16 protein-coding genes are annotated in these 16,520 nt (G+C 71.2%); 5 read left to right on the top strand and 11 right to left on the bottom strand.

From position 1 onward, the window contains the following. Positions 1–31 precede the first annotated feature (31 nt). Positions 32–358 carry an STAS domain-containing protein gene (locus AB0H21_RS13615; RefSeq protein WP_358515826.1) on the top strand — a complete coding sequence of 109 codons (327 nt, stop codon included), beginning with the start codon at positions 32–34 and terminating at the stop codon, positions 356–358. A gap of 33 nt (positions 359–391) precedes the next feature. Here AB0H21_RS13615 and AB0H21_RS13610 read toward each other — a convergent pair whose 3' ends face one another. The 8 genes from AB0H21_RS13610 to nucS all read right to left on the bottom strand — a co-directional run bounded on the left by AB0H21_RS13610 (position 392) and on the right by nucS (position 8,852). Then, on the bottom strand, positions 392–997 hold the full coding sequence (locus AB0H21_RS13610; RefSeq protein ID WP_358515824.1) for a TetR/AcrR family transcriptional regulator: 606 nt from the start codon (positions 995–997) through the stop codon (positions 392–394). 79 nt (positions 998–1,076) lie between these two features. Next, the gene (locus tag AB0H21_RS13605) at positions 1,077–2,564 is read right to left on the bottom strand and encodes an aldehyde dehydrogenase family protein (RefSeq protein WP_358515821.1); all 1,488 of its coding nucleotides are present in this window, start codon (positions 2,562–2,564) and stop codon (positions 1,077–1,079) included. A 160-nt stretch (positions 2,565–2,724) separates the two neighbouring features. Next, entirely contained in the window at positions 2,725–3,342 is a 618-nt protein-coding gene (locus AB0H21_RS13600) for a response regulator transcription factor (protein WP_358515818.1), read from the bottom strand. Then, a complete protein-coding gene (locus AB0H21_RS13595) occupies positions 3,339–4,580 on the bottom strand; it encodes a sensor histidine kinase (protein WP_358515815.1) in 1,242 nt (413 codons plus the stop codon). Before AB0H21_RS13595 ends, AB0H21_RS13600 begins: the two co-directional genes overlap by 4 nt. Further along, positions 4,538–5,392 carry an ABC transporter permease gene (locus AB0H21_RS13590; RefSeq protein WP_358515812.1) on the bottom strand — a complete coding sequence of 285 codons (855 nt, stop codon included), beginning with the start codon at positions 5,390–5,392 and terminating at the stop codon, positions 4,538–4,540. The genes AB0H21_RS13595 and AB0H21_RS13590 overlap by 43 nt, the downstream gene beginning before the upstream one ends. After that, a complete protein-coding gene (locus AB0H21_RS13585; RefSeq protein WP_358515809.1) occupies positions 5,389–6,249 on the bottom strand; it encodes an ABC transporter ATP-binding protein in 861 nt (286 codons plus the stop codon). Before AB0H21_RS13585 ends, AB0H21_RS13590 begins: the two co-directional genes overlap by 4 nt. A 109-nt stretch (positions 6,250–6,358) precedes the next feature. After that, entirely contained in the window at positions 6,359–7,618 is a 1,260-nt protein-coding gene (locus AB0H21_RS13580; protein ID WP_358516546.1) for a glycosyltransferase family 4 protein, read from the bottom strand. Between the two features lie 574 nt (positions 7,619–8,192). Next, a complete protein-coding gene (gene nucS / locus AB0H21_RS13575) occupies positions 8,193–8,852 on the bottom strand; it encodes an endonuclease NucS (protein WP_358515806.1) in 660 nt (219 codons plus the stop codon). Positions 8,853–8,973: 121 nt separating this feature from the next. Here nucS and AB0H21_RS13570 point away from each other — a divergent pair, with 121 nt between their 5' ends. The 3 genes from AB0H21_RS13570 (at position 8,974) to AB0H21_RS13560 (ending at position 11,663) form a co-directional block, all read left to right on the top strand. Beyond that, on the top strand, positions 8,974–10,455 hold the full coding sequence (locus AB0H21_RS13570) for a 3-hydroxybutyryl-CoA dehydrogenase (protein WP_358515803.1): 1,482 nt from the start codon (positions 8,974–8,976) through the stop codon (positions 10,453–10,455). Positions 10,456–10,519: 64 nt separating this feature from the next. Continuing rightward, complete coding sequence (locus AB0H21_RS13565; RefSeq protein ID WP_358515800.1) at positions 10,520–10,819, top strand: ATP/GTP-binding protein; 300 nt, start codon at positions 10,520–10,522, stop codon at positions 10,817–10,819. A gap of 139 nt (positions 10,820–10,958) precedes the next feature. Next, positions 10,959–11,663, top strand: a complete 705-nt coding sequence (locus AB0H21_RS13560; RefSeq protein WP_358515797.1) for an alpha/beta hydrolase — start codon at positions 10,959–10,961, stop codon at positions 11,661–11,663. Positions 11,664–11,806: 143 nt separating this feature from the next. On the opposite strand, the gene AB0H21_RS13555 is transcribed toward AB0H21_RS13560, so the two are convergent. From AB0H21_RS13555 to mce, 3 genes are all read right to left on the bottom strand, one after another. Next, the gene (locus tag AB0H21_RS13555) at positions 11,807–13,054 is read right to left on the bottom strand and encodes an AI-2E family transporter (protein ID WP_358515794.1); all 1,248 of its coding nucleotides are present in this window, start codon (positions 13,052–13,054) and stop codon (positions 11,807–11,809) included. Positions 13,055–13,167: 113 nt separating this feature from the next. Next, positions 13,168–14,460 carry a DivIVA domain-containing protein gene (locus AB0H21_RS13550; protein ID WP_358515791.1) on the bottom strand — a complete coding sequence of 431 codons (1,293 nt, stop codon included), beginning with the start codon at positions 14,458–14,460 and terminating at the stop codon, positions 13,168–13,170. A 272-nt stretch (positions 14,461–14,732) separates the two neighbouring features. Continuing rightward, positions 14,733–15,161, bottom strand: coding sequence for a methylmalonyl-CoA epimerase (gene mce / locus AB0H21_RS13545; RefSeq protein ID WP_358515788.1), 429 nt, complete (start codon positions 15,159–15,161; stop codon positions 14,733–14,735). A gap of 168 nt (positions 15,162–15,329) precedes the next feature. Here mce and AB0H21_RS13540 point away from each other — a divergent pair, with 168 nt between their 5' ends. After that, positions 15,330–16,517: an acetyl-CoA C-acetyltransferase gene (locus AB0H21_RS13540; RefSeq protein ID WP_358515785.1), complete on the top strand. Its 1,188-nt coding sequence runs from the start codon at positions 15,330–15,332 to the stop codon at positions 16,515–16,517. Positions 16,518–16,520 lie beyond the last annotated feature (3 nt).

Here is a 16,520-nt window from a genome sequence, read left to right as displayed (position 1 = left end):
CTGTGAGGGCCGTCTGACATGAGGAGGCGGCATGCCAAGCCGGTCTGGTCCGGGGTGCGCGGGGGTCCAGGTGGTCAGCGTCGGGGCGAGGCTCGATGTCGGCACGGTGGCCCGGCTGCGGCCGCGTCTGCACGAGGCGGTCGAGTCGGGGGACGGTGACATGATCGTCGATCTCTCGGGTCTGGAGATGATCGACGCCGCCGGCCTGGGGGTCCTCGTCGGGACGCATCGCCGCGCCTTGCGCGCGGAGCGCCGGCTGGTCCTTCGCGGGGTGCCGCCGCGGGTCATGAGGCTCCTCGCCATCACCCGCCTGCACCGGGTGCTCAAGGTCGAGCTCCCGGCCGCCGCCGCGGCCTGAAGGCGCGTCCCCCGGGTGCGACGGGGGTGCGCTTCAGCCGAAGGAGCGGCGGAAGATGTGGACGGCCGTGTCGATCAGGCTGTCCAGGGGAGGTTTGACGTCGGCGAGGACCCACTCGATGAGCAGTTCCTGGATCGCGCCGACGAGCGCGAGCGAGAGCAGGTGGAGGCGTTCCGGCGGCTCGCCGGGCACCTCGCCCATGGTCTCCTCGATCATCTGGGTGAAGCCGGTGACCGCGCGCTGGCGGTGCGGGGCGAGGATGTCGCCGGCCCTGCGCACCTCCAGATGCATGATCTTCGCCCGCCGCCGGTCACGAGTGACGAAGGTGATGTACTCGGCGATGCCCGCCCGGATCCTGCTGTCGGTGTCGGGGGGCGCCTCTCCGATCGCCTTGGACACCGCGAGGAGGGTCTCCTCGACGCAGCGGTCGTACACCGCCCGCATCAGATCTTCGCGCCCGGTGAAGCATTCGTAGAACGCCCGGTTGGAAATGCGAGCCGCCGCGCACAATCGTTCGATCGTGGTGGCATTGAATCCTGGTCCGGCGAACAACGTGTAAGCCGCGCTCATCAGCCGTTCCTTGCGGTCGGCTAATCGCTGCTCCGCCGTCATCCCGCGGTAGTCACGTCCGGTCGCCAAGTCCCACCTCGCGTCCTGCTGGCTCGTAGGAACCCATCATTATGGACGCAAGATCGTTTTTGGGGAAGTATCAGGACAACTAGCTCTTGCGTCGACCATGCAGAATAGTGACCATTTTCACAAGACGCTGCAGCTCCGCCGGAGTCCTGGTGAAAGACGTGAGGTTCATGCCCGGAAGGGGGAACCTCTGCCGCGTTATGGACTTGGCACGCGTGAACTCGCGCAGCCCGTCCGCACCGTGGATCCGCCCGAACCCCGAGTCGCCGACGCCGCCGAACGGCAGCGCGGGCACGCCCACGAACGAGATGACCGAGTTGATCGCCGTCATGCCGCTGAGCATCGCACGGGCCAGCTCCATGGCCCGCCGGGCGTCGCCCGAGAAGATCGTCCCGCCGAGGCCGTAGGCGACGGCGTTGGTCTTCTCCAGCGCCTCCTCCGCCGTGGCGACCCTGGTCACCGTGATCGTCGGCCCGAAGGTCTCCTCGCGCACCGCGCTCGACTCCTCGGGCACGTCGGTGAGCACCACCGGGTCGACGTACGGCGGCCGTACGGACGCGGCGCCGCCCAGCACGGCCTTGCCGCCCCGGGCCAGCGCGTCATCGACGTGCCGCCGGATCACCTCCGTCTGGGACGGCATGGTGATGGGCCCGTAGTCCTCGCCGGTGCGCAGCGCCCCGGCGCGCTCGGTGAGCTCGCGCATGAACGCGTCGTAGACGCCCGCCACGACGTACACGCGCTCCACGCCCACGCAGGTCTGGCCGGCGTTGGACATCGCGCCCCAGAGCGCGGCGTCCGCCGCCGCGGCGAGGTCGGCGCCCTCGTCGACGATCAGCGCGTCCTTGCCGCCGCACTCGGCGACGATCGGCGTGAGGTTCGCCGCGCAGGCCGCCATGACCCGCTTGGCGGTGGCGGTCGACCCCGTAAAGGCGATCTTGCCGACGCCGGGGTCGGCGGCGAGCGCGGCCCCGGTCTCGCCGAACCCGGTGACGACCTGCAGCACCTTGTGCTCGGGGACGCTCTCGGCGAACAGCTCGGCCAGCAGGACGCCGACGCCGGGGGTCAGCTCGCTGGGCTTGAACACCACGGCGTTCCCGGCGGCGAGCGCGTAGCCGATGGACCCCATGGGGGTGAACAGCGGGTAGTTCCACGGGCCGATCACGCCGACCACGCCGAGCGGCAGGTACTCCAGCGTGGCGGCCATGTTGATGCCGACCAGGCCCGGCGAGACCCGGCGCGGGCCGAGCACCCTGCGCGCGTGGCGCGCCGCCCAGTCCAGGTGGACGATCGTGATCGCCGTCTCCAGCGTCGCGTCACCCATCGGCTTGCCGGTCTCCTGGTGGATCTTCGTGGCGACCCGTTCCAGGTTCCGCGTCAGGACGGCCTTGAAGTCCAGCAGCCGGCGCTTCCGTTCGGCGAAGCCCAGCCGGGCCCACCAGCGCGCCGCCTCGCCCGCGGCCTCGACGGCGGCCCGTACGGACGCCGCGTCATGGATCGGATGGGTGCCCACGACCGCGCCCGTGGCGGGGTCCAGCGAGTCGAAGGTGCGCTGCTCGGTGACCGTTGACATCAGGACGTCTCCCTCTCGGCGCTGGCGGCGTCGGCCGGTCCCAGGGCCTGGGTACGCCGCCCCGTCCGGACCCGCCCGGACCCACATGGTGCACCTTTCCGGCGATCCGGGGCAACGATATGCCCGGCGGTCCGAACCGTCGCGGCGCCGCGCGTGCCCGTCACAGCAGGCCGCGGCTCAGGGCCGTCGTGACGGCGGCGGTGCGGTCGGAGACGCCGAGCTTGCCGAAGATCCGCAACAGGTGGGTCTTCACCGTCGCCTCGCTGATGAACAGCGACCTGCCGATCTCGCCGTTGGTCAGGCCGCGCGCGACCAGCGCCAGCACCTCGGTCTCGCGCTTGGACAGCGACTCGGGAGCGGGCGCCCGCATGCGCGTGACCAGCCGGGTGGCGACCGAGGGGGACAGCACGGTCTCGCCGCGCGCCGCGCCGAACACCGCCGCGATCAGGTCGGCCCGCGCGGTGTCCTTCAGCAGATAGCCCGCGGCCCCCGCCTCCACCGCGCGCACGATGTCCTGGTCGGTCTCGTAGGTCGTGAGGACGATCACGCGGCTCTCGGGGTGGTCGGCGAGGATGCGCGCGATGGCCGAGACGCCGTCGCCGCCGGGCATGCGCAGGTCCATGAGGATCACGTCGGGGGTCAGTTCCCGCGCGCGGGCCACGGCCTCCTCGCCCGAACCGGCCTCTCCGGCCACGCCGATGCCCGGGTCGGCCTCCAGCATGCCGCGCAGGCCCTCCCGGACGACGGGGTGGTCGTCGACGATCAGCACGCGTATCACGCGGGGGTCTCCTCCTGGGGAAGCCGGACGGTGAGCTCGGTGCCCTTCCCGGGCGCGCTCGTGATCTCCAGTGTGCCTCCGGCCTGCTCGACGCGCGTGCGCATGGCCCGCAGGCCGTACCCCTGAGCCTCCGGGGCGGGCTCCGGTGCGCCCGCCCCGGGGTCGAAACCCACCCCGTCGTCCGCGACGCGCAGGACGACCTCGTGCTCGCCGTACTCCAGCGCCACGTGGGCGGAGGAGGCCGTCGCGTGCCTGCGCACGTTGGCCAGTGCCTCCTGGGCGGCCCTGATCAGCACGACCTCGGCGCCCGGGGGGAGCGGGCGCGAGGCGCCCTCGGCCGTGAAGGTGACCGGCACGCCGAGTTCCTCGCCCAGCCGCGAGGCGATCCTGCCGAGCGCCTCCTCCAGCGTGGACCCGTCCAGCGGCGCCGGGGTGAGCGCCGCGATGAGCCCGCGCGCCTCCTCCAGGTTCTCCCGTGCCGTCCGCACGGCCAGGGCCAGGTGGTGGGACGGGTCGGCCTGCGCCTCCGCCGCCTGGATCAGCATGATGATGCTCGTGAAGCCCTGGGCCAGCGTGTCGTGGATCTCCCCGGCGAGCCGCTGCCGCTCCGCCAGGACGCCCCGCTCCCGCGAGAGCCGCTCGACCTGCGCGCGGCTGGCCCGCAGCTCCTCGATCAGTTCGGCCCGCTCGGCGCTCTGGCGGATGATGCGCGACACCCACGGACCGAACACCAGGGAGAACGCGACCGAGACGACCGTGAACGCGGCGCTCCCGATGACTTCACCCACGCTGAGCTCGGGGCTGAGGAGGCGGACGGTCGGCAACACGTTGAGGAAGATCACGACCACCACGGCCCACCGCGAGCGCAGCATCATGAACACCTGCGGGCACAGCGCGGAGAGGGCGAACCCCGCCGTGTGGACGATCGTCGCCGCGGGGACGAACGCGACCACGATCAGCACGCTGTAGATCACGCCTTCCCGCGGGGTGGGCTCGTCGCTCATGGTGGCGGCCCGTCCCACGACGAAGTAGGCGACCGCGCACGCCCCCAGCAGGGCGAGCGCCGTTCCCTTGGCCGCGGGGGACGGCCCGCCGTCCGTCGCCACGATGCCGGCGGTCACCACGAACACGACGAGGTAGAAGATCTCCCAGCTTCGGAAGGCCCTCCACGCGTCGCCGCGCGAGAGGCGGCTCGTCATCCGTCGCGGCGGCCCTTCCAGCGGAACGTCGTCAGGCACAGGACAAGACCTCCGACTGTCCACGCCCCGAGCACGAGGGCGACGCGGCCGAGCTCGTAGGACTTCGCCAGCTCCAGGGAGGCCCCCGCCTCACCCAGGAACACCGACCGGAAGCCCTGGCACATCCACCTCAACGGGAAGAACGACGCGATCCTCATCAGCCATTCGGGCAGCACCGTGAACGGGATGAAGACCCCGGAGATGAACTGGAGCACCACGAACGGCATGCTGATCACCGCGGTCGCGCTCTTGGACGATCTCGGCAGGCTGCTGACGGCGATGCCGAGCAGCGAGGACGCCGTGATGCCGAGCACGAACACCCACGCGAAGGTGATCCAGGTGCCCGGCGCGGAGGGAAGGTTCAGGTCGTACATCACGACGCCGACGGCCAGCAGGATCGCGACCTCCAGCACCGAGAGCGCCAGCACGCTGAGGATCTTGCCGACGAAGTACGCGCTGCGCGGCATGGGCGTGCCGGCGAGGCGCTTGAGCGTGCCGTCGTCCCGGTCGACCGCGATGCCGACACCGAGGTTCTGGAAGCTCGCGCTCATGACGCCCGCGCCGATCAGCCCGGCCGTGTAGAGCTGCGCGACGGTGATGTGCCCGTCGAGCTCTCCCTGGAAGATCGAACCGAAGATGACGAGCAGGATGATCGGGAACGAGAAGGTGAAGATGACCGCGTCCTTCTCACGGAAGAACATCTTGGTCTCCACGGCCGCCCGGTTCCAGCCGCTCGCGACGACGGACGGCAGCCGGCCGATTCCGGCCCCGTCCACGGCTCCGGCGTGCGGTGACGCGACGGTCTCGGTCATTTCCGCCCCTCTTCGTCTTCGGGATTGATCAGCCGCAGGTACACGTCCTCGAGGGACGGGCGGGTCACGGTGAGCTCAGGGACCTCGCCGTCGAAGCGGGCGGTCAGGTCCAGGACCGCCGCGGTCGGCGTGTGGGTCTCGACGTGCCTGCGCCCGCCGTCCTCCAGCCAGCTCACCGTGGCCTGGGCCGACGCGCGCCCGCCCAGCGTGGCGGGGTCGCCCTCGGCGACGATGCGGCCCTTCGCGATCACCGCGACCCGGTCGGCGAGCGCCTCGGCCTCGTCGAGGTAGTGGGTGGTGAGGACGATCGTCGTGCCGTCGTCGGCGAGCCCCTTGATCAGCTCCCAGAACTGACGGCGGGCCTCGGGGTCGAAGCCGGTGGTCGGCTCGTCCAGGAACAGCAGCTCGGGGTGGCCGATCACGCCGAGCGCCACGTCGACCCGCCGCCGCTGGCCGCCGGAGAGCTGCCGCAGGCGCGTGCGGGCCTTCTCGGTCAGCCCGACCTTGGCGATCACCTCGTCGGGGTCCCTGGCGGAGGGGTACATCGCGGCGAAGTGGCGCACGGTTTCGCCGACGGTCAGCTCCGCGGTGTCGTTGGCCGTCTGCAGGACGATGCCGACGCGGCTGCGCCACAGCCGCGTCGGGTGCCGGGGGTCGATGCCGAGGACGCTGACCTCCCCGGCGTCCCGCTCGCGATACCCCTCAAGGATCTCGACGGTCGTCGACTTGCCTGCGCCGTTGGGGCCGAGGATGGCGAACACCTCGCCCGTGCCGATCTCCAGGTCGATGCCGTCCACCGCGCGGACGTCGCCGTACCGCTTGGTGAGACCGCGCACGCTCACCGCTGTCTGATTCATGCCGCAATCATCCGCCCGCCGCGCGCATTCTGGGCACCACCGAGGGACCGATCGGGTTGTCCACCGATCGATGGACGGCTGGGTCGATGGACAGGCGGATCCGCGCGGGTCAGGCGGCGCCGGGGGAGGGTCGGGCCAGGTCCGCCAGCAGGTCGGTCCACTGGGCCCCGATGACGTCCATCTGGTAGTTCGCCGCGGTGCGCAGCGCGTTGGCACCCATCGTCCGGCGCAGGTCCTCGTCCTCGATGAGCCGGCCGATGCCCGCCGCCAGCTCCACGGCCTTCTTGGAGCGGATGAGCAGGCCGTCGTGCCCGTCGGTGATGATCTCCTTGGGGCCGTGCGGGCAGTTGAAGCTCACCACCGGCACCCCCTTGCTCATCGCCTCCAGGATCGTCATGCCGAAGCCCTCGTACCGCGAGGCGACCGCGTAGATCGAGGACTTGGCCAGCTCGACGCCGATCTCCGGGGTGCTGCCCATGAGGAACACCTTGTCCGACAGCCCGGCCTCGTCGATGCGGGACTGGAGCTTGGCCTCGCGCTCGGGCGTGCCGCCGCCGTAGATGCGCAGCACCCAGTCCGGGTGCTCCACGGCCACGGTCTTCCAGGCGTTGACCAGCCGGTCGAAGCCCTTGACCCAGACGATGCGGCCGATCCCGATGACCACTTTCTCGGTCAGCGGCGAGACGTCGCCCGCCAGGTCGGGGATCGCGTTCGGGATGCGCACCAGCCGTCCGGGCGGGTTCTTGCGCAGCGCCTTGGCGTACTCCTTGCGGTCGGCCTCGGTGAGGGTGGCGAACGCGTCGAGCCTGCCGTAGCGCCGCTTGATCTGGGCCTGGAGCTCGGGGCCGTGCGATTCGAAGGTGACGTGCTCCTGGCCGACGAGCACGACCTCCGGCGGCGCGAAGAGGCCCATGACCAGGTTGAACCCCGGACGGGTGCCGATGACCACCCCGCCGCGCAGGGACCGCAGGTAGCGGACGAGCCGCAGGTCCGTGAGGAGGCTCATCGTGTGGTACGCCTTCTCCTCCTTGGACACCAGCCTGCTCGGGCGCCGCGCGAGGAAGTCCGCGAACCGGCCGCGCGGCGTCGTCCTGTCGTCGAGGAAGGTCACCTTCACGCCCGGCGGCATCGCGAAGAACGGCTCCTCGTTCGTGCGCACCAGGCTGACGATCTCGACCTCGCGCTCCCGGGACAGGTACGCGGCGAGGTTGAGCACCGTGCGGATCGTGCCGCCCATGCCGTACGCGTGCAGCAGCAGGATGCGCACCGGTCCGGTCCCTCGGGGCGGCGCCTGGCGCAGCCGCCTGCGGTTGACCAGCCCGAGCAGCGCGAGCGCCGCGCGGGCGACGATCGCCCGTGCCCTCGTCATCACGCTGGACGCCCCCTGTGTCGTGAAGTCATTCGTGCCCTCGCAAGTCATTCGCCCTACGGCGCGGGGAGCCGCCCCTGTCCGGGAGGACGATGGTCCCTTTCGTACTCCATCGGAGGTAAACGTTGGGTTAGCGCGCTCCCGTACCAAGTCCCCTTGTTCATGATCTAGACGCATTGATCCCGCTGAAAAGTTGCGCCTTTTCGCGAAAAATTCGGTGCGTGCTCGAATGGTTACCTGAAACGGGGCATGGCGCGGAGTGTCCGGGGCCGGGGTGTCCAGGGTGCGACGGGTCGCCGCATGTCACCGGGCGAGTGCGTCCGGCGGCTGACCCGAACGGCATTCGCGTGCCGGGGGAGCGATCCGCGGCCGGGCGGTCACGCCCTACGCCCATAGGCAGGCCGGCCCGATGAACGCGGGATGAATCGGACAGCCGCTCTACCAGTGGAAATGCGCCCCTGTTGTGAATGATTTGGCGGGGACGCCGGTTTCCCGGGTGCCGCTATGGATTCAGGGCATGCCAAAGGCGCGGCACCGCATCGGCGCCGCGCCAGGAGGCGGGACTACAGGGAGCTCAGAAGAGGGTGTCGGTGCGTTCGATGCCGCGCAGGGCGTCGTAGTCGAGCGTGACGCAGCCGATGCCCCGGTCGGTGGCCAGCACGCGGGCCTGGGGCCTGATCTCCTGCGCGGCGAACACGCCCTTGACCGGCGCGATCAGCGGATCGCGGTTGAGCAGCTCCAGATAGCGCGTGAGCTGCTCGACGCCGTCGATCTCGCCGCGCCGCTTGATCTCGATGGCGACCGTGCCGCCGAGGTGGTCGCGGCACAGGATGTCCACCGGCCCGATCGCGGTGGGGTACTCCCGGCGGATCAGCGACCAGCCGTCGCCGAGCGTCTCGATGTGCTCGGCCAGCAGTTCCTGCAGGTGGGCCTCGACACCGTCCTTGCGCAGGCCAGGGTCGACGCCGAGCTCGTGCGAGGAGTCGTGGAGGATCTCCTCGATGGTGAGGATCAGCTGCTCGCCGGTCTTGCCGTGCGTGACGGTCCAGCCGCCCTCCTCCTCGCGGAGCCTGCACGGAGGGTTCATCCAGTTCAACGGCTTGAACGCGCGGTCGTCTGAGTGAATCGACACCGAGCCGTCCGCCTTGATCAGGATCAGCCGGGGCGCCATCGGGAGGTGCGCCGTCAGCCGCCCCACGTAATTCACGCTGCAACGCGCGATGACCAGCCGCATGACCGCCAACCCTACCGCCCGCCCGGGGCCGCCGGGCGCCGATCGCGGACGGCCGTCCGGGGTGGGGCCTTTTGAGGGGACGCCCGGCGCTCTGGGAGACTTGCGGCGAGAGGAGGGCCGGATGTCACGGACATTTGAGACGGTCGGAGTTGTCGGGCTGGGCACCATGGGGGCCGGGATCGCCGAGGTGTTCGCCCGCGCCGGGCTCGCCGTCGTCGGGGTCGAGGTCGACGCGGAGGCGCTGGAGCGCGGCCGGGGGCACGTCCTGCGGTCCACCGGCCGCGCGGTGAGCAGGGGCAAGCTGTCCGAGGCCGGGCGCGACGAGATCGTCGGCAGGATCGCCTTCACCGGCTCGCTGGACGACCTGCGCGACGCCGACCTGGTGGTCGAGGCGATCCCCGAGGTCATGGAGTACAAGCGCGCCCTGTTCACCGACCTGGATCGCGTGTGCAAGCCGGAGGCCATCCTCGCGACCAACACCTCCTCCCTGTCCGTCACCGCCGTCGCCTCGACCATCGCGCGGCCCGGCCAGGTCGTCGGCATGCACTTCTTCAACCCCGCGCCGGTCATGCCGCTCGTCGAGGTCGTGCGCACCGTCGTCACCGCCGAGGGGGTGGCCGAGGACGTCGCCGAGCTGGCGCGGCGGGTCGGCAAGACCCCGGTGACCGTGGGGGACCGGGCCGGGTTCGTGGTGAACCGGCTGCTGCTCGGCTACCTCAACCACGCCGCGACCCTCCTGGAGCTGGGCGTCGCCTCACGCGACGACATCGACGCCGCGATGCGGCTCGGCGCCGGCCTGCCGATGGGCCCGTTCACCCTGCTCGACCTGATCGGCCTGGACGTGTCCCACGAGGTCTGCGAGGTCCTGTTCCAGGAGAGCCGCGACCGGGCGCACGCGCCCGCGCCGATCCTGCGCGAGCTGGTCACCGCCGGGCTCCTCGGTCGCAAGAGCGGGCGCGGCTTCCACACCTACGAGGGCGCCGCCGAGGCCGGACCGGCTTCGGCGGGGACGCATCCGGGGTCGGTGTGCGTGATCGGCGAGGGGGCCGAGCGGCTGGCGGCGGAGCTGTCCGTGGCGGGCGTCAAGACGGGCGACGCGCAGGAGGCCGACGTCGTGCTCGTCCTCTCCAGCACGCCGGTCGTCGAGCACGCGGCGCGGCTGCCCCGGCCCGAGCGGCTCGTCGGTCTTCACCTGGTCGGCGAGCGCGTCGCCGAGGTCGTCTCGACGGTGCTCACCTCTCCCGAGGCCGCCGGCGCCGCCAGGGAGGTCGTCTCGGTGCTCGGGCGCACGCCGGTCGCGAGCGCCGACCGCGCCGGGTTCGTGGTGAACGCCCTGCTGTACCCCTACCTGAACGACGCCGTGCGCATGTACGACTCCGGGTACGCGTCCGTCGCCGACATCGACGCCGCGATGCGTCTCGGCTGCGGCTACCCGGCGGGCCCGTTCGAAATGCTGGAGGCCGTCGGCCTGGCCACCGTCCGCGAGGGCCTGCGCGCGCTGTACGCCGAGTACCGCGAGCCGTCCTTCGCGCCCGCGCCCCTGCTGGACCGGCTGGTCACGGCCGGGGTGACGCGGATCGATGACGGGGGATATAGGGGCTAGGAACAGGAAGAAGATCCTGCGATCAGACGTTTAGGTCGACATGAGCCCCCGTCGTGCTCGCCGCATGGACCCCTGGGACAGAGGAGGACGCGCCACGCCCGCGCGCCCCATGGACGACGACGTCCTGCGGGGAATGGACCGGGTGGAGGAAGGACCGGACGGAGAGTGGAAGGTCCGCATGGTCTCCGGCGGCGGGTCCGAGAAGGTCTACCGCTGCCCGGGGTGTGACCAGGAGATCCGTCCCGGGCTGCCGCACATCGTGAGCTGGCCGAACTGGACCGGCGGGGAGGGCGAGCGGCGCCACTGGCACACCGCGTGCTGGCGCAAGCGCTCCGACCGCGGGCCCGGCCGCTCGCGCTACTGACCCGAAGCGGCCCGCCGACCGGAAAGCGGTCCGCCGGTCAGATGGCGGGCCGCTGATCAGGAAGCGGCCCGCGCCGAGACGCGGAAGCCGTCCCGCCCCGGGCTCGCCGGGGTGCTCGAAGAAGTTTGAGGAGCCGTCATTGGAGATCCGCTCGTCCACGATCCTGCCCGCCGAGCGGGAGGACATCGAGCTGCACACGGCCGACGGGCTCACGCTGGTCGGCGAGCTGGCCTCGCCGATCGAGGGCCGTCCCGCCGCGACGCTGATCTGCCTGCACCCGCTGCCCACGGCCGAGGGCATGATGGACAGCCACGTGCTGCGCAAGGCGTCCTACCGGCTGCCCGCGCTGGCGGGCCTGGCGGTGCTGCGCTTCAACACCCGGGGGACCGCCTCGGCCCGGGGCAAGTCCGAGGGCGCGTTCGACGAGGGTGAGGGCGAGCGGTTCGACGTGGCGGCGGCCCTGGAGTACGCCGAGTTCCACGACCTGCCGAATCCCTGGTTGCTCGGCTGGTCGTTCGGCACCGAGCTCGCGCTGAAGTGGGGGCACGACCCGCTCGTCCGGGGCGCGATCCTGCTGTCGCCTCCCCTCAAGCGCGCCGGAGACGCAGACCTCGACGCCTGGGCGGGCTTCGGACGGCCGCTCGTCGCGCTGGTCCCCGAGTTCGACGACTACCTGAGGCCCGAGGAGGCGCGGCAGCGGTTCGCGCGGGTCCCGCAGGCCGAGGTGGTCGGTGTGGACGGAGCCAAGCACCTGTGGGTCGGCGAGCCGTACGTCCGCGTCGTGCTGAACGAGATCGTCAGGCGGGTGAACCCCGCCGCTTATCCGCTGCCCACCGAAGTGTGAGTTCCCGCCCGCGCGGCGTCGCCGGCGAGGAACACTCGGCCTACATGACCGGACAGGTGCTGTTCATCGGCGGCTTCACCGCGACCTGAGCGACCTTCGAGGCGTTCGTGCCGCCCGAGCCATCCGGGGACCCGTGCCCGGGGTCACACCCGGGCCTGGCGGGGCAGGACGACCTCCCGGACGATCAGCGCCACCGCGGCCGCCACGGGGATCGCCAGCAGCGCCCCGACCACGCCGAGCAGCGCGCCGCCGAACAACGCGGCGATCACCGTCACCGCGGGCGCGACGTCCACCGAACGGCGCATCACGCGCGGGTAGATCACGTAGTTCTCGATCTGCTGGTAGACGATGAAGAAGATCGCGCAGGCGAAGCCGAGCGTCATGGACTGCAGGAAGCCGACCGCGCTCACCAGCACCGCGCCCACCGTGGCTCCCACCAGCGGGATCAGGTCGGTCACCGCGACCACGAGCGCAAGCGCCAGCGCGTACCGCGCCCCCGCGATGGACAGGAAGAGCCATGACAGGGCGCCCGCGATCACCGAGATGAGCACGTTGCCGGCGACGTAGCCGCCGATGCCCGTCAGGATCTCGTCGCCCATCGCCGCGGTGCGCGTCCGGCGGGTCGCGGGCACCAGCCGCAGCAGGTAGTCCTTGATCGAGGGCAGCGAGGCGAGGAAGTAGAGTGTCAGCACCAGCAGCGTGAACCCGGAGAAGAACGCGTCGAGCACCACCGCGCCCGCGCCGACGATGCCCCCGGCCACGGCCGCCCCGAGGCCGCCGTTGGTGATGTAGTCCTGCACCTTGGCGAGGATCTCGTAGTCAGCGTCGAGTTGCTTGATCGTCGGGTTGGCCAGCAGCTCCTGCACATAGCCGGGCACCGCGCTGATGAAGTCGCTGGTCTGCTCGCTGACCGGCGGGACGATCGCCAGCCCGAACAGCCCGAACATGACGATCACGCCGAGGAAGACGATCGAGATCGCCCAGCGCCGGCCGAGTCCCCACCGCTGGAGCCCCTCGACCACGGGGTTGAGCCCCACGGCCAGGAACGCCGCCACGACGATCAGCACGATCACGCTGCGCGAGCTGATCAGGGCCTGGGCCAGGCCCCACGCCGTCAGCACGCCGAGCGCTGCCGTGAATCCCCACAGGAACGGGCCGCGGGCGAAGGGCTTGCCCGGCTCGCCGTAGGGCGCGCCGCCGTCCGCCGCGTCCTTGGCCGGCGCCGCCGTGCCCGCGCCGCTCCGCGATGGCGCGTCTTCGCCGGAGGGCGCCGGACGGGGGATGCCCGCCGCGGGCAGGACGTCAGTCACCTCGGCGGCGCCCAGCCCGCCGTGCGCGGCGGATCTGGGCAGGTCCGGACGCTGTGTGGCATCCGGGGTGGTATCGGGCACGAGTGCTCCTCGACATCACAGGACGCGGACAACAGGAGAGCCTAGCGACCAACATGATCGCCAGGCTCTCCCGGTAGCCGTCCTAACGCCCCATTTGTGATTACCGCTGGGGCTTACTCCTGCCACCACTCGGATTCGTCGTCGGCGGGAGCCGAGGCGCGCTGCGGAGCCGGCGCGGGGCTCGGCTTCTCGCTCGCCATCGGCGTCGGCGCCAGGGCGGGCTTGGCGGGGGCGGCGGCCACCGCCGGGGCCTCGTCCATGCCCGGCAGTGCCGCGCCGCCGAGCAGCTGGCGCAGCTGAGCGAGGTGGCTCGTGATGCTGTCGCGCTGGCGGGTCAGTTCGTCCACCTGGCGCTGGGCGACGGTACGGTTGCGCTCGGCCTCGGACTTGGCGTCCGAGACGATCGACTCGGCGCTGGACTTGGCCTCCGCCACGAGCTGGTCGGCGTTCTTGCGGGCGTTCGCCAGGAGCTGCTTGGCGTGCGTGTCCGCCTCGCGGCGGGTCTGCTCGGCCTGCTGGGTGGCCTTGGTGGCCCGCTGCTCGGCCGTCGCGGCGCGCTGCTCGGCCTCGGCGACCAGCTTCTGCGTGGCGGCCTGGGCGGTGGCGTGACGCTCGGACTCCTGGCGCTCGGCCTCCTCGCGGCGGGCGGCGAGCTGGATCTCGAACTCGGCCTCGTCCTGGGCGCGCTTGGCCTCGGACTCCTCCAGGACGCGCTGGGCCTGGGCCCGCATCTCGTCGGCCTGACGCTTGGCGGTGGTGAGCACCTCGTCGCGCTCGCGCTTGGTGGACGCGCGCAGCTGCGCGACCTCGCGCTCGGTGGTGGTGCGCAGCTTGGCGATCTCGCGCTCGGCGTCGGCGCGCTTCTCGGCGACCTCGTGGTCGGCGGTGGCGCGGAGCTTGGAGACCTCGCGCTCGGTGGTGGAGGTCAGCTCGTCGGCCTCGCGCTTGGCGGTCGAGCGGATCTCCTCGGCCTCGCGCTCGGCAGTCGTGCGCATCTCGTCGGCCTCGCGGGTGGCGAGGGCGCGCTTCTCGGCCGCCTCGTTCTCGGCGGCGGCGCGCGTGTCGGCGGCGTCGACCTTGGCCGCGGCCTTGATCTCGTTGGCCTCGGACCTGGCCGCCTGGACCAGCTCGGTCGCCTGCTCCTCCGCCAGCCGCAGCAGCTGCTCGATGCGGGCGCCGAGACCGGAATAAGTCGGGCGCTCCTGCTCCTGGAGCTGGCGCTGGGAATCGGACAGCTCGCGCTGCGACGCGCCGAGTTGCTCGCGCGCCTGTCGCAACTCGGTGTCGAGTTGCTTGAGGTGGTCGTGCACCTGGTGCCGGTCGTAACCACGGAGAACCACGTCGAATTCCCGCGTGGGGGCGTCTTCGAAGAAATTGTTCAGCTGGGCGTCGATGTCGGACTGCATGAGGCTCGATCCTGGGTTGTCGAGACGGCTACACGGGCCGGACGGGGGGGCGGACATCCGAGGCGGGAACCCGCGCCCATGGTCGCGCGCGCTGCGCACATGCCGGAGGGCCCGCTCTCGCGTGCCCTCCGGTGCTTGTGCTCGGCTCGCCCGTCCATGGTCGGGATCCACGTCCGGTGGTAGGCCAGCGTACTCCGGTGTTGCCGAATTGGAGGTCCCGTCCGACTTTCTGCGCGACTTGTTACGAATAAGCCATTGTTAAGTTTCGTCTGCTAGGAGGGCCGGGGAGGGGACTCGACCAGCTCTGTCAAGACTCCTCCCACGTCTTTTGGATGAAGAAACGCGATTGACGTGCCCATTGCTCCGTGCCGAGGGGTCTTGTCCAGCAAACGCACGCCCTCGCCGCCGATGTGCTCCATCGCCGCGACGATGTCGGACACCCCGTACGCGATGTGGTGAACACCCTCGCCCCGCCGCGCGAGGAACTTCCCCACCGGCGTGTCTGGGCCCAGAGGCCGGAGGAGCTGGATGTAGGAGCCGCCCCCCTCGCCGTCGGCCACGTGCAGCATGGCTTCCTCCACCCCCTGCTCCTCGTTGATCTCGCGGCTGACGACCTTCACGTCGAAGGCCGCCCGGTAGAACGCGATCTTCTCGTCGAGATTCTCGCAGGCGATGCCCACATGGTCGATTCTCAGCAGCATTGCGTGTCCTCCCTGCGTGTCGGCCTGCGCGGGCCGGGCGTCCTGAGCGCGGTCCCGTCGCCGAGACCTCGCGTAAACCGTCCGGCGCGCCCTGGGTATGGTGGCAAAGTCGCCTACGACCCCATCATGGAGGCCCTGGTGTCCGGTTCTTCCACCATCCCGCCTGGCATGTCGCGATCCGTCATCGTGGCAGGGGCCCGCACTCCCATCGGACGGCTGCTCGGCGCGCTGTCCGGTCTGTCCGCCGCCGACCTGGGCGGCATCGTGATCAAGGCGGCGCTGGAACGCGCCGGCGTCGCGCCCGATCAGGTGCAGTACGTGATCATGGGCCAGGTCATCCAGGCCGGCGCGGGGCAGATCCCGTCCCGCCAGGCCGCAGTGAAGGCAGGCGTGCCGATGAGCGTGCCGTCGCTGACCATCAACAAGGTCTGCCTGTCCGGGCTCGACGCGATCGCCCTGGCCGACCAGCTCATCCGCGCCGGCGAGTTCGACATCGTGGTCGCGGGCGGAATGGAGTCGATGACCAACGCCCCCCACCTGCTGCCGGGCCTGCGCAAGGGCGTCAAGTTCGGCGGCTCCGAGGTCGTCGACGCCATGGCCCTCGACGGGCTCACGGACGTGTTCGACCACGTCTCGATGGGCGAGTCCACCGAGCGGCACAACACCCGGCTCGGCCTCGGACGCGAGGAGCAGGACGCCTTCTCGGCCAGGTCCCACCAGCTCGCCGCCGCCGCGATCAAGGACGGCCGGTTCGACGACGAGATCGTCCCGGTCACCCTGCCCCAGCGCAAGGGCGACCCGATCGTCTTCACCACCGACGAGGGCGTGCGCGGCGACACCACCGTCGAGACGCTCGCCAAGCTGCGCCCGGCCTTCGCCAAGGACGGCACCATCACGGCCGGGTCGGCGTCCCAGATCTCCGACGGGGCCTGCGCCGTCGTGGTCATGTCCAAGGCCAAGGCCGAGGAGCTCGGGCTGCCCTGGCTCGCCGAGATCGGCGCGCACGGCAACGTCGCCGGGCCGGACAACTCGCTGCAGTCGCAGCCCGCCAACGCCATCCACCACGCTCTCGGCAAGCAGGGCCTCACCGCCGACGACCTCGACCTGGTCGAGATCAACGAGGCGTTCGCGGCGGTCGTGCTCCAGTCCACCAAGGAGCTCGGCCTGCCGGAGGACAAGATCAATGTCAACGGCGGCGGCATCGCCCTCGGCCACCCCATCGGCGCCTCTGGGGCGCGCATCGTCCTGACCCTGGCCCACGAGCTGCGGCGCAGGGGCGGGGGCACCGGCGCGGCCGGGCTGTGCGGCGGCGGAGGCCAGGGCGACGCGCTGATCATCACCGTCCCGGGCTCCTGAAAC

This window comes from Sphaerisporangium sp. NPDC051011, from assembly GCF_040653595.1.
Lineage (GTDB): Bacteria > Actinomycetota > Actinomycetes > Streptosporangiales > Streptosporangiaceae > Sphaerisporangium.
The sequence above is the reverse complement of the archived record's forward strand: the minus strand, read 5'-3'. Positions and strand labels throughout refer to the sequence as shown.

What these genes read in the sequence shown, in the direction of transcription:
- AB0H21_RS13615 (WP_358515826.1), top strand. Translation starts at nt 32, where the DNA reads ATGCCAAGCCGGTCTGGTCCGGGGTGCGCGGGGGTCCAGGTGGTCAGC.
- AB0H21_RS13605 (WP_358515821.1), bottom strand. Translation starts at nt 2,564, where the DNA reads ATGTCAACGGTCACCGAGCAGCGCACCTTCGACTCGCTGGACCCCGCC.
- AB0H21_RS13590 (WP_358515812.1), bottom strand. Translation starts at nt 5,392, where the DNA reads ATGACCGAGACCGTCGCGTCACCGCACGCCGGAGCCGTGGACGGGGCC.
- AB0H21_RS13585 (WP_358515809.1), bottom strand. Translation starts at nt 6,249, where the DNA reads ATGAATCAGACAGCGGTGAGCGTGCGCGGTCTCACCAAGCGGTACGGC.
- AB0H21_RS13580 (WP_358516546.1), bottom strand. Translation starts at nt 7,618, where the DNA reads ATGACGAGGGCACGGGCGATCGTCGCCCGCGCGGCGCTCGCGCTGCTC.
- nucS (WP_358515806.1), bottom strand. Translation starts at nt 8,852, where the DNA reads ATGCGGCTGGTCATCGCGCGTTGCAGCGTGAATTACGTGGGGCGGCTG.
- AB0H21_RS13570 (WP_358515803.1), top strand. Translation starts at nt 8,974, where the DNA reads ATGTCACGGACATTTGAGACGGTCGGAGTTGTCGGGCTGGGCACCATG.
- AB0H21_RS13565 (WP_358515800.1), top strand. Translation starts at nt 10,520, where the DNA reads ATGGACCCCTGGGACAGAGGAGGACGCGCCACGCCCGCGCGCCCCATG.
- AB0H21_RS13550 (WP_358515791.1), bottom strand. Translation starts at nt 14,460, where the DNA reads ATGCAGTCCGACATCGACGCCCAGCTGAACAATTTCTTCGAAGACGCC.
- mce (WP_358515788.1), bottom strand. Translation starts at nt 15,161, where the DNA reads ATGCTGCTGAGAATCGACCATGTGGGCATCGCCTGCGAGAATCTCGAC.
- AB0H21_RS13540 (WP_358515785.1), top strand. Translation starts at nt 15,330, where the DNA reads ATGTCGCGATCCGTCATCGTGGCAGGGGCCCGCACTCCCATCGGACGG.